Below are 16,341 nucleotides of genomic sequence, written 5' to 3'. Positions count from 1 at the left end.
GGATTTGTTAACGCTGTAGATCCAATGTGGGAGCCAGCCTGCTGGCGATAGCGATTATGCAGTCGCCACTGCAACATCAGGTTCACCCACAGCGACCAACCCGTCCTTCATCCGCTTGGCATCCCGAACAAAACACCGCGAAGCCAGGAACAGAAACACCATGGTGAAAAACAGCGCCACGGGGATCAAATACATCGCGTCATGCAGCCCGACAGCCTTGAACGCCTCGGTCATCTGCTCGGCGCCGGCCGCGGCCATCGCTGTGTGTGCGAAGTGGTCGGACAAACCACCCACCACTACCGGCCCCAAACCACCACCCAGCAAGTACAACCCGGCAAAGAACAACGCCATCGCCGTGGCCCGCAAGCGTGGTTCGACCACGTCCTGAATCGCCGTGTAAACGCAGGTATAGAAGTTGTATGCGAACAGCCAGCCCAGACTGAACACCGCGACGAACACGCCGATTTCGATCCGCCCGGCATGTAACGCCCACGCGGTACAAACGGTCGAAATGCTCAGGCTGAACGCGGCAAACAGCAGCCGCCCATTGGCCACCCGCTGGTGAATCTTGTCGGCGACCCAGCCGCCGAGCGTCAACCCGAACAACCCGGTCACGCCGACGATCACCCCGGTCGCCACCGCCGCTTCCTGCAACGGCATCAGGAAGTAACGTTGCAGCATCGGCACCAGAAACGAGTTGCAGGCATAGGTGGCAAAGTTGAAACACAGCCCCGCCATCACCAGCCACAGGAAGGTCGGCACCGCCAGCACGCGACGGATCGGCCGGTCGATGCGTTCCTGGGAGACTTGCACGCTCTCCGCGGCGCCGCGTTTCGGCTCCTTGATGAAGAACATGAAGATCGCCAGGATCAGCCCCGGCACCGCCGCAATAAAGAACGGCGCCCGCCAGCTGTCAAACGCCTTGACCATCGCGCCAATGGTGAAGAACGCCAGCAGCAGGCCCAGTGGCAGGCCGAGCATGAAGATGCCCATCGCCCGCGCGCGCCGGTGAGCCGGAAACAGGTCGCCAATCAGCGAGTTGGCGGCCGGTGCGTAACTGGCTTCGCCGATGCCGACGCCCATGCGCACGATCAGGAACGCCCAGAAACTGCCCACCAGTCCGTTGACCGCTGTCAGGCCGCTCCACGCCGCCAGGCCCCAGCCCATCAGCTTGCTGCGCGAACCGGTATCGGCCATACGCCCAAGAGGCAGGCCGGCAATGGCGTAAACGATGGTGAATGCAGTACCGATGATCCCCAGCTGAAAGTCGCTGAGGTGCCATTCCATGCGGATCGGCTCAATGATGATGGCCGGGATGGTGCGATCGAAAAAGTTGAACAGGTTGGCCAGGAACAGCAGGAACAGAATGCGCCAGGCATTCGCCGCTTGGGTCGAGTTCTGCATGGGGTCCGTCTCTTTTATTGTTATTGGGGCCTCGCTGTCCCCGGAGCCTCCAATCTAGTCACGCCCGCCAGAGCTGTCTGTAATTATTCGTAATGCTGATACCAACCCATGGCGCAACACCCGTTCCCACATTGGATTTGCGGTGCGAATGAGGTGGGTGTTTCACCGCCATTGGTCGCATAAAAAATACTTTTTCACCCCCTTCCCAAGTCCTGCGCGAAGCCTAGAATAGCGGCCTTGCCTGCCCCACCAATCCCCCCATCTCTCTTTGATTATCGCCCATGTCCGAAGCCAGTCCGTGTCTGAATTGCGGTGCCTGCTGTTCTCATTTTCGCGTGTCTTTTTTCTGGGGTGAATGCACCTCGGCGGGGGGAACGGTGCCCGACGAGCTGGTCGCGCCCATCAGCCCCAGCCGGGTGGCCATGCTGGGCACGGACTGCAAACCCACTCGCTGCATTGGGCTGGTTGGCGAAGTCGGCAGCACTGTGCAGTGCTCGATTTACGACAAGCGTTCCAGCACCTGTCGGGAATTCGACGCCTCCTGGGTCAATGGCGAGGCGAACGTGGATTGCGATGCGGCACGGGCAGCGTTCGGATTGCCGGCCCTGCAACCGGAATTCGAGTTCCCTTATGAGCAGATCGCCTGATTCCTGACGCCCGTAATTTCAAAATCATCAGAAGCAATGTGCCACTACCGTTTGCACTCTTTGTATGACCTCTATACTCCAACACATTCGCCAGGGTTAATGGTGTCGGCTGGATAAATACGGGGCGTCCGATGGAGTGGCCTGCTTTATATTTTACGAACCAACTGCCAGAGACCGGCCAGGTCATACTCAATTGCGTCCATAACCCCTTTCTGGTGTTGCTCGCTTACGTGGTCGCCTGTGCGACCGGCTTCGCCACGCTGGACATTACCGAACGGGTCGGCCATGCCGAAAAACCCGCGTCCCAACGACTCTGGCGCTGGGTCGGTGCCGGATGTCTGGCGGGCGGTATCTGGGCCATGCACTTCATCAGCATGCTGGCGTTCCAGGCGCCGATCGAAATAAGTTACCAGCTGCCCATCACCCTGATTTCGCTGTTATTTGCACTGACGGCCTCGTGGCTGGCGATGCATACCCTCAGCCATCCTCATGTGAGTTTCTGGCAAACCCTGCGGGCCGCAGTGTGGATCGGCCTGGGTATCGCGACCATGCACTACGTGGGCATGGCCGCCATGCAGTCGAATGCGACGGCTTATTACGACCCCACCCTGTTCGTCCTCTCCATCGTGATCGCGATTGGCGCCAGCCTGGCGGCCCTGGTGATTTCCCGTCACCTGCGCGAAGGCAGCGGCGTGGCTCATCAACTGCTCAAATACACCGCCAGCCTGGTGCTCGGGGCCGGCATCGTCAGCATGCATTTCACTGGCATGGCAGCACTCAGCCTGGTGCTGCCCATCGATAGCGCCCAGCCGCTGCCCGGCGACAACAACCACCTGCAGCTGGGATTGACGGTGGCGATGATGACGTTACTGATCATTGGCAGCAGTATCAGCGCGGCACTCGCCGACAAGAAGCTGCAACACAAGGAAGGCGACCTGCAGCGGGTCAACACCTTGCTCGGCCAACTGGATCAGGCGCGCTTGTCGCTGCAACAGGTGGCGCACTCCGACGCACTGACCAACCTGATCAATCGTCGTGGCTTCAACCAGATTTTCGTCGAAAAACTGCTGGAGAAGACCAAGGAAGGCGGAATGCTGGCGGTGATGTTCCTCGACATCGACCACTTCAAGCGGATCAACGACAGCCTGGGCCATGATGCCGGCGACGAATTGCTCAAGGTCCTGGCCGGCCACATCAAGGATTCGGCACACAGCCACGACGATGTGGTGGCGCGCTTTGGCGGGGACGAGTTCTGCATCCTCATCGACCTGCGTGACCGTGAAGAAGCGCAGCAAATGGCCCAGCGCATCATGCTGAAAATGAAAGACCCCATCGAGCTGGCCGGGCGCAGCATGGTCATGACCACCAGCATCGGCATCAGCGTGTTTCCTCAGGACGGTACAACCTGCGAGGAACTGCTGAAAAACGCCGATCTGGCGCTTTATCAATCCAAAGGCAGCGGACGCAACGGGCTGCATTTTTTCAGTCCGCACATGAAAACCCGCGCCTCGCTGGAGCTGCAGCTAGAAGAAGAACTGCGGCACGCCCTGCGCAATGAAGACGGCTTGACTCTGTATTACCAACCGATCTACGACCTGAAAATCGGCCAAGTCACCAAACTCGAAGCGCGGATTCGCTGGCAACACCCGGTTCACGGGCTGTTGGCACCGGATCGATTCATTGCCATTGCCGAGGCCAACGGCCTGATCGCTGAACTGGACAACTGGGTATTGCTCAGGGCCTGCGGGGACCTTGCAGAACTGTCCCGTCAGGGGCGCGACGAACTCAAGATTGCCGTGAACTGCTCGCCGCTGAACCTTGCCCGTGAAGAACTGGCCGATGAAATCGAAAACGCCCTGCGCATCGCCGGGGTGGCGCCACAACGGCTGGAACTGGAAGTGACCGAAAACGCGCTGATGGGCAACCTCGCCAACACCCTGGTGCTGCTGAAGCAGATCCGTTCACTCGGTGTGTCGCTGTCGATCGACGACTTCGGCACCGGCTATTCATCCCTGGCCTACCTCAAGCGCCTGCCGCTGAACACACTGAAAATCGACCGCTCGTTCATTCAGGACGTCCCCAAGGCCACCCAGGACATGGAAATCGTCAACGCCATTATCATCATGGCCCACACCCTGCATTTGCAGGTCGTCAGCGAGGGCGTCGAGACGTCCGAGCAATATGATTTTCTCGAACGCCAGGGCTGCGACCTGGTTCAGGGCCACCTGTTCAGCCGTCCGGTGCCTCTGGCCGAGCTGCCTGCGGTACTGGACGAAATCAATCAGCGCAAACACTCACGCAGTGTCAGTTCTTTGAGCCTGGCGTGCGGTACAACTGCACTAACGTCGACGGATCCTTTTCCAAAAAGCCCTGCCCCCCATGCAGGCGCATCAGTTGTGCGGCCAATCCGCTGATCGGCGTGGCTGAACCTTGTTCGCGGGAGAATTGCACCGCAGTGTCGAGGTCTTTGAGCAGCGTGCGCACGTGCCACTTCACCGGCTCGAAACGGCTCTCGGCCATTTGCGGAGCGAGGATCTGCAACGGTTTTGAATCAGCGAAGCCTCCCGCCAGTGCCTCGGCGATCAGGCGGGCGTCGACCCCGGAGCGCTCGGCCAACGCCACCACTTCCGCAATCACCAGCGCATTGCAGGCAACGATCATCTGATTGCAGGCCTTGGTCACTTGCCCGGCGCCGACACCGCCCATGTGAGTTACCCGTTGACCGAGGTTCAGCAGCACCGGTCTGACTCGCTCCAGGTCTGGCGCTTCGCCGCCGACCATAATCGCCAGGCTGCCGGCCTCGGCACCGACGACTCCGCCGGACACCGGCGCGTCGAGCCAGCGCATGCCGCATTGGCTGACGAGCGCCGAGGCCATTTCCCGCGTCGCGGTCGGTTCCAGACTGGAAAAGTCCACCAGCAACTGGCCACCTTTAGCGCCCTCGGCAATGCCGGCCGGGCCGAAAACCACCTCGCGCACCACCGCCGTGTCCGCCAGGCACAGCATCACCACGTCGGCATGCCGAGCCAATTCGGCCGCTGTCGACACCTGCCGGGCGCCAGCTTCGACCAGCGGAGCGCACTTGGCCGGATTGCGATTCCAGACCGTCAGCGGATACCCCGCCGCCAACAGGCGACGGCACATGGGCAAGCCCATCAGGCCGATTCCAGCAAAACTCAACGAAGGTAGCGTTGACATCATTTAGCCTTCTTTTGATTAAAGATCGCCGAATATTGGCCGATTCATCATGACTAAGGAAAGGATTCCCCCGAGCGACGCTCAGGTTTTGTCCCTGTCGCTTGGGCAAAATACGCGCTGAATAAAGCCGCGAGTTCCTATTCCGTGAAGGTTCGACGACACCGTGTCGCCGAGCCAACCAGCCCAGGTACATGGCGCCCAATGACTTCTAAAAATAATCCGGCCACTGCGGTTTCCGATCTGACACTGAGCCCTGCGGCAAACAGCCCCTCATCGTCGAAGCCATTGATCCCGTCACGTCCGCTGGCCAGTCAGCAATACCTGTATTTCACCGAAACCAACACCGACCGCATCCTCGACAACCTCGATGGCCTGCGCGACATGGTATTTCCGCGCCCACCGCACCTGGAAGGCGACAACGAACAGCACAACGACCAGGAATTCCCTTCGGTGTGCCTGATCGGCCTGGGACGTTGCGGATCGAACATTGCGCTGGACGTCGCGGAGCTGGTGTACAACGCCCGCAAGTTTTACCTCAACGAATTCAACAACGAAGACCGTCTGTCGCCGGACAAACGCTACGCCGAAAAGGGTTACAGCCCGGCGCAGTGGATCCGCAACAACCTGCGCCTGGGAACGAACAAGGCCACCAAACCGGTGTTCCTGGTCGAGCCGCTGGTGATGCTCGGCGACCTGGACAAAGACATCGCCGGTCGCATCCGCTTCTCGCGCAAAGGCGAAAAAAGCGGTTTCCTGCGCGACTACAGCAAAATGAAGATCATGGACTTGTCGGAAGTCCACGCCGGTGGCGCCGGTAACGCGCCGATCCTCGGCCAATACCTGGCCAAGATCATCCTGAACAAGGACACCCAGCGTTTCTCCAGCCCGGACTGGAAGATGATTCACTCGTACCTGATCGACAGCTGCGGGATCAAGGCCAACCAGTCGCGCCTGTACTTCTCGATCTTCAGTGCCGGCGGCGGTACCGGTTCGGGCATGGCCTCGGAATTCGGCCTGGCCCAGCAGCACTCGTACATGAACAAGACGTTCGACACCAAGCCGATGGATGAACACGACGGCAAGAGCGGTCACTCCTTTGTCTTTGAGCCGATCTTCACCAGCGGCATCTGCGTGCTGCCGAACATTTCCGATCACCGCAGCGAAATGTCCGAGGCGCTGCACATCAACGCCGGTCGCCTGCTGTGCAAATACCTGTCGGAAGAGTGGGACTTTTCCTACAACTTCGCCAACGAAGACAGCAGCGAAGCCAGCGTCATGGGCCGTATCCGCCCATGGAACGCCATGATGCTGATCTCCAACGACATCATGCGTTATGCCGAAGAAAGCGATGACGGCAACATCCAGAACATCGACGTCAACGCGATGGAAAAGCACGCCAACCAGTACATCTCGCAGCAGATCTTCAACATTCTGACGGCGCAGGCGGTCACGACTGACTACGACCAGAACTATTTCCGTCGCGCTGGCATCGATATCGGCGAAACCATTCGCCTCGACGCCAACGACCTGTTCATGAGCCTGGCCGGCCCGGTGGCGATAGCCTACGCCGAATCCGTGGTACCGGAAACGCCGCCGCCGAGCAGCGACAAGTTCAAGGTGTTTGAAAAAGAACCGCAGCGCCTGAACATTGATGACCTGTTCTTCCGCTCCATCGACCTGCCGCACTTCAACAAGGTCACCCAGGCCATCGAAGGCATCAGCCTGTTGCCGATCGAATCCAAGCGATATCGGGCGTCGCTGGAGCAATACAAGAACTCCGGTTATGACGCAGCCGCGTTGCACGACCTGCACTTCTTCAAGAACTGCTCGTCGGTGGTATCGATTGTCTCGCTGCCCAAAGACTACAAGCTGTCCTACATGGACCTGAACCGGTTGAAGACTCACCTCAACAGCCTGTTCCCGAACACTACGCTCAAGCGTTATGCCCTGGTAATCGGCGCCTCGGCCAACTTGTCGCTGACCACGTTGATCGCCAAGAGCCCGTGCCTGTCGGACGACTTCCTGACGCTGATCGTCGCGTTCATCAAGCGCTGTTTCGCGAAGAACCCGTACCGCTTCGACGACACGCTGGATAACTCGATCCTGGACTTCATCATCAATGAAGACTTCGACGAAGACCTGATCGACGACTTGCTCAACGAGTTCGAAAACCCGGCGAAGATCCTCGACACCAACTGGTACGCGATCAAACCGATGTACGAGAAGAAGTACCGCGAGCTGATCAACGACAAAGACAAGTTTGTCTCGATCAACGACATTCGCCTGTCGCGCGATTGCGTGAAGAAGGCGATCAAGTACCTGCGCGAGATCTACCGTCACCGGATTGGCAAGACCAAGGTTATTTCGCTGAATAACCATACCGGCAAGACGTTCTGATCTGCGTCGACTACATCGCGGGCAAGCCCGCTCCCACAGGTTCAGTGGCGTTCATGGATTTTGTGCACGACACGGACACTGTGGGAGCGGGCTTGCCCGCGATGGCGGCGTCCAATTCACTATAAATACCAACATCCAGAAACAATTAAGCAGCCCAACGGCTGCTCAATAAACTGTTCCCGTTACGTTTACGTCACCCTCGCCAAGACCCTTCTGTGACCTTTCTCTACGGCAACATGCCATCACGCTACTCACCTACACACTTTTAGTCGCCCGTCAGACGCACCAATAAAGAGCAGGCAGTCAGCTCGTCGCCCTTTCCTGGATCAGAATCCACGGAGAAACGACCACAGCCCACAGCTGCGGGTCGCGTTCAAAAAGATCCAGCGCCCGCGTTTCAGACAGCTTGGCAACCCTGTCGGCAGCCAGCCAGGCCGCCACTTTCTCGCCTTCGTCCGTCGCCACGGCCTCTGCTGCGGCGATCAAATCCAGGCCTGGATCGACCCACAATAGGGCACCCCTGGCGAAGAAGGGCTCCAACTCTTTCCACGTAATAGATGCGGTTTCACCAAGCAGCTTGGCATAGAGGGTGCTAGGTTCTTGATTCATGGGCGCTGTCCGGAAAAGAAATCGACGCGAATGATAACGTCGGTGGTCTGGCAGAAAAACCCGGATGCAATTGAGTTACCGAATGAAAAGAGCAGGAAAGCCAGGGAATGCTGCTGAATCAAGCAATTAGCCAGCTAACATCCCGCCGCGATTCTGTCTTTTTCTTTCAATAAAGCGACACCCTCAGGGTTTGCCCCCCGGCGCCAGCTTCCCAGGCTAACAATTGGCGCTCTACACTGTACCGGTACAGTTGCCGGGGGCATTTTCCGGAGGATATCGAAGATATCTGACCCGGTTCTGCTGCTACGGCGCCAGGACTATAAAAACTACAACAGTAAGAGTGGAGCACTATGACTAAGGCTACTAAGCAGATTTCCAAACTGTTTGCCGCTATGGTTCTGGCCGGGGTTGCCAGCCATTCGTTCGCAGCTGACACCATCAAGATCGGCATCGCCGGCCCTAAAACCGGTCCTGTAGCCCAATACGGCGACATGCAGTTCAGTGGCGCCAAAATGGCCATCGAACAGATCAACGCCAAAGGCGGTGTAGACGGCAAGAAACTCGAAGCCGTTGAATACGATGACGCCTGTGATCCAAAACAAGCGGTAGCGGTCGCGAACAAAGTCGTCAACGACGGCGTCAAGTTCGTGGTCGGTCACCTGTGCTCCAGCTCCACTCAACCGGCTTCGGACATTTACGAAGACGAAGGCGTGATCATGATCACCCCGGCTGCCACCAGCCCGGACATCACCGCCCGTGGTTACAAAATGGTGTTCCGCACCATCGGTCTGGACAGCGCCCAAGGCCCTGCCGCCGGTAACTACATTGCCGACTTCGTAAAACCGAAAATCGTTGCTGTCCTGCATGACAAACAGCAATACGGTGAAGGCATCGCCACCGCCGTTAAACAAACCCTCGAGAAAAAAGGCACCAAGGTTGCCGTGTTCGAAGGCATCAACGCCGGCGACAAGGACTTCTCGTCGATCATCCAGAAACTCAAGCAAGCCAACGTCGACTTCGTTTACTACGGTGGCTACCACCCTGAGCTGGGTCTGATCCTGCGCCAGGCGGATGAAAAAGGCCTGAAAGCCAAGTTCATGGGTCCGGAAGGCGTGGGTAACGACTCGATCTCGCAGATCGCTCAGAAGGCTTCGGAAGGTCTGCTGGTGACGCTGCCGAAATCCTTCGACCAAGATCCGGCCAACATCGCCCTGGCTGATGCGTTCAAAGCGAAGAAAGAAGACCCGAGCGGTCCGTTCGTGTTCCCGGCCTACTCGGCTGTGGAAGTGATTGCCGAAGGCATCAAGGCCGCCAAGTCCGAAGACACTGCCAAAGTGGCTGAAGCCATCCACAAAGGCACCTTCAAGACGCCAACCGGCGACCTGAGCTTCGACGACAAAGGCGACCTGAAGGACTTCAAATTTGTGGTTTACGAGTGGCACTTCGGCAAACCTAAAACTGAAGCCAAGCCTCAGTAAGGCGTTGCCTGACTGACTGCCAATAAAGCCCACGGCGTGCCGTGGGCTTTGTTTTACGAACGTATTGGGCCGCGCTGGCGTGATCCGCCAGTCTCCCCACCTGAAAATCTCAAAACCGTCATCAGCGGTTCGCTGGCAAACCTCGAACTCGAAGTGGATGCAGATCCACGGGGCTCGAGCGGGAAAATGACTCCACCAGTGAAATGCGTATCAGGTTTTTAGGAGCGCTGTAATGCCTGACATCTATCACTTCCTCCAACAGCTGGTTAATGGCCTGACCATTGGCAGTACGTATGCTCTGATCGCCATCGGCTATACGATGGTTTACGGCATCATTGGAATGATCAACTTCGCCCACGGCGAGGTGTACATGATCGGCTCCTACGTGGCGTTCATCGCCATCGCCGGGTTGGCCATGCTGGGACTCGACAGCGTTCCGCTGTTGATTACCGCTGCTTTCATCGCGACCATCGTCGTGACCAGTGCCTACGGTTACAGCATCGAACGCGTCGCCTACCGCCCTTTGCGCGGCAGCAACCGTCTGATCCCGCTGATTTCCGCCATCGGCATGTCGATCTTCCTGCAGAACACGGTTCTGCTGGCGCAAGACTCCAAGGACAAATCCATAGCCAACCTGATCCCCGGCAGCTTCACCTTCGGGCCAGGTGGCGCACATGAAGTGCTGATTTCCTACATGCAAATCGTGGTATTCGTGGTGACCTTCGTCGCCATGCTCGGCTTGACAATGTTCATCTCCCGCTCTCGTCTCGGACGTGCCTGCCGCGCCTGTGCCGAAGACATCAAGATGGCCAACTTGCTGGGCATCAATACCAACAACATCATCGCCCTGACCTTCGTCATCGGTGCCGCATTGGCGGCCATCGCGGCCGTCTTGTTGAGCATGCAATACGGTGTGATCAACCCGAACGCCGGGTTCCTCGTTGGACTCAAGGCGTTCACCGCAGCGGTACTGGGCGGTATCGGCAGCATCCCGGGAGCCATGCTCGGCGGGCTGGTATTAGGGGTGGCGGAAGCCTTTGGTGCCGATATCTTCGGCGACCAGTACAAGGACGTCGTGGCTTTCGGCTTGTTGGTTCTGGTTCTGTTGTTCCGGCCGACCGGCATCCTTGGCCGTCCGGAGGTTGAAAAAGTATGACTAGGAATCTTAAACAGGCACTGTTCAGTGCTTTGCTGGTGTGGGCCGTGGCCTACCCGGTACTGGGTCTGAAACTGACCATCGTCGGCATTCACCTCGAAGTGCACGGCACCAGCAGCGCCACACTGATCACTATCGCGGTGTGCTCGGTGCTGATGTTCCTGCGGGTGCTGTTTGACCAGCAGATCAGTTCGGCCTGGCGTTCCTCGCCAAACATGCCGCTGATTCCGGCCAAGGCCAGTAACTTCCTGACCCTGCCGACCACCCAACGCTGGATCATCATTGCGCTGATCGCCGGTGCCCTGGTCTGGCCGTTCTTCGGCTCTCGCGGTGCGGTGGATATCGCCACGCTGGTGCTGATCTACGTGATGCTCGGCCTCGGCCTGAACATCGTGGTCGGCCTGGCCGGCCTGCTCGACCTGGGTTACGTCGGCTTCTATGCCGTCGGGGCGTACAGCTATGCATTGCTGTCGCACTATCTGGGTCTGGGCTTCTGGATCTGTCTGCCGATCGCCGGCCTGATGGCGGCCACTTTCGGTTTCCTGCTCGGCTTCCCGGTACTGCGTCTGCGCGGCGACTACCTGGCGATCGTGACCCTGGGCTTCGGTGAAATCATCCGTCTGTTCCTGCGTAACCTCACCGATATCACTGGTGGCCCGAACGGCATCAGCAACATCGAGAAGCCGACGTTCTTCGGGCTCACCTTCGAGCGCAAAGCGGCAGAAGGCATGCAGACGTTCCACGAGTACTTCGGCCTGGCCTATAACTCGATCAACAAGGTGATTTTCCTGTACCTGGTTGCACTGTTGCTGGCCCTGGCTGCGCTGTTCGTGATCAACCGTTTGCTGCGCATGCCGATCGGCCGTGCGTGGGAAGCGTTGCGTGAAGACGAGATCGCCTGCCGTGCGCTGGGTCTGAATCCTACGGTCATCAAGCTTTCCGCCTTCACCCTGGGCGCCGCCTTCGCAGGTTTCGCCGGCAGTTTCTTCGCTGCCCGTCAGGGACTGGTGACGCCGGAGTCCTTCACCTTCATCGAGTCGGCGATCATTCTCGCCATCGTCGTATTGGGTGGCATGGGCTCGCAGTTGGGAGTGATCCTCGCAGCTGTGGTGATGATCCTGTTGCCGGAAATGATGCGTGAGTTCAGTGAGTACCGCATGTTGATGTTCGGCGCCTTGATGGTGCTGATGATGATCTGGCGTCCTCAAGGCCTGCTGCCCATGCAACGTCCTCACATGGAGCTGCGCAAATGAGCCGCGAGATCCTTAAAGTCGAAAATCTGAGCATGCGCTTCGGCGGCTTGCTGGCGGTCAACGGCGTGGCCCTGACCGTGAAGGAAAAACAGGTGGTTGCATTGATCGGCCCTAACGGCGCCGGCAAGACCACGGTGTTCAACTGCCTGACCGGTTTCTACAAACCGAGCGGCGGCAGCATCCTGCTGGACGGAGAGCCGATCGAAGGCCTGCCGGGCCACAAGATTGCCCTCAAAGGCGTGGTGCGGACCTTCCAGAACGTGCGGTTGTTCAAGGACATGACCGCGGTCGAGAACCTCTTGATCGCGCAGCACCGTCACCTGAACACCAACTTCCTGTCCGGCCTGTTCAAGACCCCGGGGTTCCGCAAAAGCGAACGCGAGGCCATGGAGTTCGCCGAGTTCTGGCTGGACAAGGTCAACCTCACGCAATTCGCCAACCGTCCGGCCGGCACCTTGGCCTACGGTCAACAACGTCGTCTGGAAATCGCTCGCTGCATGATGACCCGTCCGCGGATCCTCATGCTCGACGAACCGGCCGCCGGCCTGAACCCGAAGGAAACCGAGGACCTGAAGGCGCTGATCAGCATGCTGCGTGAAGAGCACAACGTCACCGTGCTGCTGATCGAACACGACATGAAACTGGTCATGAGCATTTCCGACCACATCGTCGTGATCAACCAGGGCACGCCTCTGGCCGACGGTACGCCGGAACAGATCCGCGACAATCCTGAAGTGATCAAAGCCTACCTGGGGGAAGCGTAAATGCTGCAATTCGAAAACGTTTCCACCTTCTACGGCAAGATCCAGGCGCTGCACAGCGTCAACGTCGAAGTCCGCCAGGGCGAGATCGTGACCTTGATCGGCGCCAACGGTGCCGGCAAGTCGACCCTGCTGATGACCCTCTGCGGTTCGCCGCAAGCCCACAGCGGCAGCATCCGCTACATGGGTGAAGAGCTCGTCGGCCAGGACTCGTCGCAGATCATGCGTAAAAGCATTGCGGTCGTGCCGGAAGGTCGTCGGGTGTTTGCCCGCCTGACCGTGGAAGAGAACCTGTCCATGGGCGGATTCTTTACCAACAAGGGCGATTATCAGGAACAGATGGACAAGGTTCTCGAACTTTTCCCACGCCTGAAAGAACGCTTTGCCCAACGTGGCGGCACCATGTCCGGCGGCGAGCAGCAAATGCTCGCCATCGGCCGTGCGCTGATGAGCAAACCCAAACTGCTGCTGCTCGACGAGCCATCGTTGGGCCTGGCACCGATCATCATCCAGCAGATCTTCGACATCATCGAACAGCTGCGCAAGGATGGCGTGACCGTGTTCCTGGTAGAGCAGAACGCCAACCAGGCGCTGAAAATCGCCGACCGCGCCTACGTTCTGGAGAACGGCCGGGTGGTGATGACCGGCACCGGGGAAGCCCTGCTGACTGATCCGAAAGTGCGCGAAGCGTATCTGGGTGGTTGAGTCTTTGCGGTAAACAAAAAACGGCCTTCGGGCCGTTTTTTTTGCCGGACACAAACTCGCTAACGATGAAAATCCCCTGTGTGCGAGCCTGCTCGCGATGCGATATCACATTCACCAAAGATGTTGGATGACCCACCGCTATCGCGAGCAAGCTCGCTCCCACAGGGATTGTGGTGTTTTGAGGTTTTTTAAAAAAGTTTGCATTGGGCTGTAACGCATCACGATGACCTTTCTCTAGAGCGGTAAGCCAGCACAAAGCGGCTTACCAAAACTCAAACAACGGAGAAACATCATGACTGCTACCACCCGCACCCTGTCCGCTACCGCCCTCGTTCTGGCCCTTGGTTCTGCGCTGAGCATGGCCGCTGTCTCCACCGTCCAGGCCGCCGACAACAGCAACATGGAAAAATGCTTCGGCGTGGCTATGAAAGGTCATAACGATTGCGCAGCTGGCGCGGGCACCACCTGCGCAGGCACCGCGAAAACCGACTACCAGCCAAACGCCTGGAAACTGGTTCCTAAAGGCACCTGCGCCACCACCGAAAGCAAGACCTCGCCGACCGGTTTCGGTCAAATGGAAGCCTTCAAAGCCAAAGCCTGATCCGCCTCCCAGCCTGAGTGTCGACCATGAACCAATCAACGTTCGGGCTCCCACCCCGCGCCGGGCTGGGGCTCAAGACCGGGCACTTGCGCGAAGTGCTCGGTTCGCAACCGGACATCGGGTTCTTCGAAGTCCACGCCGAAAACTACATGGTGGCCGGCGGCCCGTTTCATCACTACCTGGGGTTGATCCGCGAGCAGTATCCGCTGTCGCTGCATGGCGTCGGGCTGTCCATCGGTGCCGAAGGTCCGCTGGACATTCAACACCTGCAACGCCTTGCCGAGCTGATCGAGCGCTATCAACCCCACTCCTTTTCCGAACACCTGGCCTGGTCCAGCCATGGCCCGGTATTCCTCAATGACCTGCTGCCGCTGGCCTATGACAACGCCACGCTGAACCGCGTCTGCGAACATATCGATCAGATACAGAACATGCTCAAGCGCCCAATGCTGCTGGAGAACCCGGCGACGTACCTGGCGTTCAAGCATTCGACGATCGATGAGGCCGACTTCATCAGCGAAGTCATTCGCCGAACCGGTTGCGGGTTGTTGCTGGACGTGAACAACGTCTATGTGTCGAGCATCAATCATCAACGCGATCCTGTGGCCTACATCGACGCCCTGCCTCTTCACGCCGTCGGTGAGATTCATCTGGCCGGATTTGCCGAAGACACCGACAGTCTCGGTGACCGCCTGCTGATCGACGATCACGGCGCGCCCATCGACAACGCCGTTTGGGCGCTGTACGTGCAAGTGCTGGAGCGTGTCGGCCCGATGGCGACGCTGATCGAACGCGACAATCAGCTGCCGGCCTTCAGCGTGTTGCACGCCGAAGCACGTCAGGCTGATGAGTTGTTGCAGTGCGCCGAGGTTCGGTCATGAGCAATCACGCCGAGTTCGCGGCCGCCCTGCTCGATCCGGAGCAGCCCTGCCCCGACGGATTATTCAGCCCAAATGGCGCCGATCCCTCCAGCCGTTTCGCGGTGTATCGCAACAATGTGCAGGGCTCGCTGATCAACGCGCTCGCGGACAGTTACCCCGTGGTTGTGCAATTGGTCGCAGAGGCGTTCTTCCGGGCCATGGCCGGGATCTATGTGCAAAACACCCCGCCCCGCAGCCCTTTGATGAATGGCTACGGTCATGATTTCGCAGCCTTCATCGAAGGCTTTGCGCCCGCCGACAGCGTGCCTTATCTGGCCGATGTCGCTCGGTTGGAGCGCCTGCGAGTCATGGCCTATCACGCCGCCGATGCGCAGCCATTGGGTCACGAACAGATCGCGGCAGCGCTCGCCGATCCGCAAGCCCTGAGCGAGCTCACTGTCGAACTTCACCCCTCTATCAACCTGTTGAATTCAGCTTTCGCGGTGGTCGCGATCTGGGCTGCGCATCAACAGGAAGCGACGCTGGCGGGGATTGATCTGCACCAGGGACAACACGCGCTGGTGCTGCGCAATGGCCTGGACGTTGAAGTATTCGCCATCGATGAGGGTGCCAGTGCGTTCATCCAGAGCCTGCAAAACGGCCGGTCACTGATGCAGGCGCTGGAAGCCGCCCCCGCCTTTGACGTCAGCCAAACCCTGGCGCTGCTGATCAGCCGCAACGCCATCACTTACTTGCATGACAACAAGGTATCGCCATGAACATCCGGATTGAATCGCAGAACCCCATCGCCCGCGCCATCGCGCTGCTGAAGATGATTCCCCACAGCCTGATCGCTTTTATCGCGCGCTTTTCCATCGCGGCAGTGTTCTGGAAGTCCGGGCAAACCAAGGTCGAAGGCTTGGCCATCGACCTGTTTGACGGCTCCTTCCAGCTTGGCGTGCCACATCTGGCGGACTCGACCATTCCGTTGTTCCAGAGCGAGTACCACGTGCCGCTGCTGTCGCCGGAACTGGCAGCGCACCTGGCCGCCTTCGCCGAACATTTTTTCCCGATGCTGATCCTGATCGGCTTCGCCACTCGGTTTTCCGCACTGGCATTGCTGGGCATGACCCTGACCATTCAGCTGTTCGTGTACCCCGATGCCTACCCAACCCACGGCACCTGGGCGGCGGTGTTGTTGTACCTGATGGCGACCGGGCCGGGGAAATTGTCGATCGATCACCTGATCGCCAAGCGTTACGCTCGCTAGAA

15 protein-coding genes are annotated in these 16,341 nt (G+C 58.7%); 12 read left to right on the top strand and 3 right to left on the bottom strand.

Going from position 1 to position 16,341, the window contains the following annotated elements:
• Positions 1–54 precede the first annotated feature (54 nt).
• Positions 55–1,404, bottom strand: a complete 1,350-nt coding sequence (locus tag ACA060_RS06220; protein WP_497316077.1) for a spinster family MFS transporter — start codon at positions 1,402–1,404, stop codon at positions 55–57.
• Between the two features lie 281 nt (positions 1,405–1,685).
• Between ACA060_RS06220 and ACA060_RS06215 the strand changes: the two genes are divergently transcribed.
• Both ACA060_RS06215 and ACA060_RS06210 read left to right on the top strand, forming a co-directional pair.
• Positions 1,686–2,051, top strand: a complete 366-nt coding sequence (locus ACA060_RS06215) for a YkgJ family cysteine cluster protein (RefSeq protein WP_497316075.1) — start codon at positions 1,686–1,688, stop codon at positions 2,049–2,051.
• Between the two features lie 131 nt (positions 2,052–2,182).
• Positions 2,183–4,465: a putative bifunctional diguanylate cyclase/phosphodiesterase gene (locus ACA060_RS06210; protein WP_497316073.1), complete on the top strand. Its 2,283-nt coding sequence runs from the start codon at positions 2,183–2,185 to the stop codon at positions 4,463–4,465.
• On the opposite strand, the gene ACA060_RS06205 is transcribed toward ACA060_RS06210, so the two are convergent.
• The gene (locus tag ACA060_RS06205; RefSeq protein ID WP_497316071.1) at positions 4,356–5,252 is read right to left on the bottom strand and encodes an NAD(P)-dependent oxidoreductase; all 897 of its coding nucleotides are present in this window, start codon (positions 5,250–5,252) and stop codon (positions 4,356–4,358) included. The genes ACA060_RS06210 and ACA060_RS06205 overlap by 110 nt on opposite strands.
• 198 nt (positions 5,253–5,450) lie before the next feature.
• On the opposite strand from ACA060_RS06205, the gene ACA060_RS06200 reads away from it, so the two are divergent.
• Positions 5,451–7,646: a hypothetical protein gene (locus tag ACA060_RS06200; protein WP_497316069.1), complete on the top strand. Its 2,196-nt coding sequence runs from the start codon at positions 5,451–5,453 to the stop codon at positions 7,644–7,646.
• Positions 7,647–7,949: 303 nt separating this feature from the next.
• On the opposite strand, the gene ACA060_RS06195 is transcribed toward ACA060_RS06200, so the two are convergent.
• Complete coding sequence (locus tag ACA060_RS06195; RefSeq protein ID WP_497316067.1) at positions 7,950–8,255, bottom strand: DUF2288 domain-containing protein; 306 nt, start codon at positions 8,253–8,255, stop codon at positions 7,950–7,952.
• A gap of 350 nt (positions 8,256–8,605) precedes the next feature.
• Between ACA060_RS06195 and ACA060_RS06190 the strand changes: the two genes are divergently transcribed.
• From ACA060_RS06190 to ACA060_RS06150, 9 genes are all read left to right on the top strand, one after another.
• Positions 8,606–9,733, top strand: coding sequence for a branched-chain amino acid ABC transporter substrate-binding protein (locus ACA060_RS06190; RefSeq protein WP_497316065.1), 1,128 nt, complete (start codon positions 8,606–8,608; stop codon positions 9,731–9,733).
• 232 nt (positions 9,734–9,965) lie between these two features.
• Positions 9,966–10,889, top strand: a complete 924-nt coding sequence (livH, locus tag ACA060_RS06185; protein WP_010462578.1) for a high-affinity branched-chain amino acid ABC transporter permease LivH — start codon at positions 9,966–9,968, stop codon at positions 10,887–10,889.
• The gene (locus ACA060_RS06180) at positions 10,886–12,142 is read left to right on the top strand and encodes a high-affinity branched-chain amino acid ABC transporter permease LivM (protein WP_010462580.1); all 1,257 of its coding nucleotides are present in this window, start codon (positions 10,886–10,888) and stop codon (positions 12,140–12,142) included. Before livH ends, ACA060_RS06180 begins: the two co-directional genes overlap by 4 nt.
• Positions 12,139–12,906, top strand: a complete 768-nt coding sequence (gene livG, locus ACA060_RS06175; protein ID WP_109628305.1) for a high-affinity branched-chain amino acid ABC transporter ATP-binding protein LivG — start codon at positions 12,139–12,141, stop codon at positions 12,904–12,906. The genes ACA060_RS06180 and livG overlap by 4 nt, the downstream gene beginning before the upstream one ends.
• Positions 12,907–13,608, top strand: a complete 702-nt coding sequence (locus ACA060_RS06170; RefSeq protein WP_109628304.1) for an ABC transporter ATP-binding protein — start codon at positions 12,907–12,909, stop codon at positions 13,606–13,608.
• 292 nt (positions 13,609–13,900) lie between these two features.
• Positions 13,901–14,209: a BufA1 family periplasmic bufferin-type metallophore gene (locus tag ACA060_RS06165; RefSeq protein WP_109628303.1), complete on the top strand. Its 309-nt coding sequence runs from the start codon at positions 13,901–13,903 to the stop codon at positions 14,207–14,209.
• Positions 14,210–14,235: 26 nt separating this feature from the next.
• Positions 14,236–15,090 (top strand): MNIO family bufferin maturase, encoded by an 855-nt coding sequence (bufB, locus tag ACA060_RS06160; RefSeq protein ID WP_497316061.1) that lies wholly within the window; start codon positions 14,236–14,238, stop codon positions 15,088–15,090.
• Positions 15,087–15,848: an HvfC/BufC N-terminal domain-containing protein gene (locus tag ACA060_RS06155; protein ID WP_497316059.1), complete on the top strand. Its 762-nt coding sequence runs from the start codon at positions 15,087–15,089 to the stop codon at positions 15,846–15,848. The genes bufB and ACA060_RS06155 overlap by 4 nt, the downstream gene beginning before the upstream one ends.
• Positions 15,845–16,339: a DoxX family protein gene (locus ACA060_RS06150; protein ID WP_497316057.1), complete on the top strand. Its 495-nt coding sequence runs from the start codon at positions 15,845–15,847 to the stop codon at positions 16,337–16,339. Before ACA060_RS06155 ends, ACA060_RS06150 begins: the two co-directional genes overlap by 4 nt.
• Positions 16,340–16,341 lie beyond the last annotated feature (2 nt).

This window comes from Pseudomonas sp. LBUM1671, from assembly GCF_059695685.1.
This window is presented reverse-complemented; position numbering and strand designations above follow the sequence as displayed.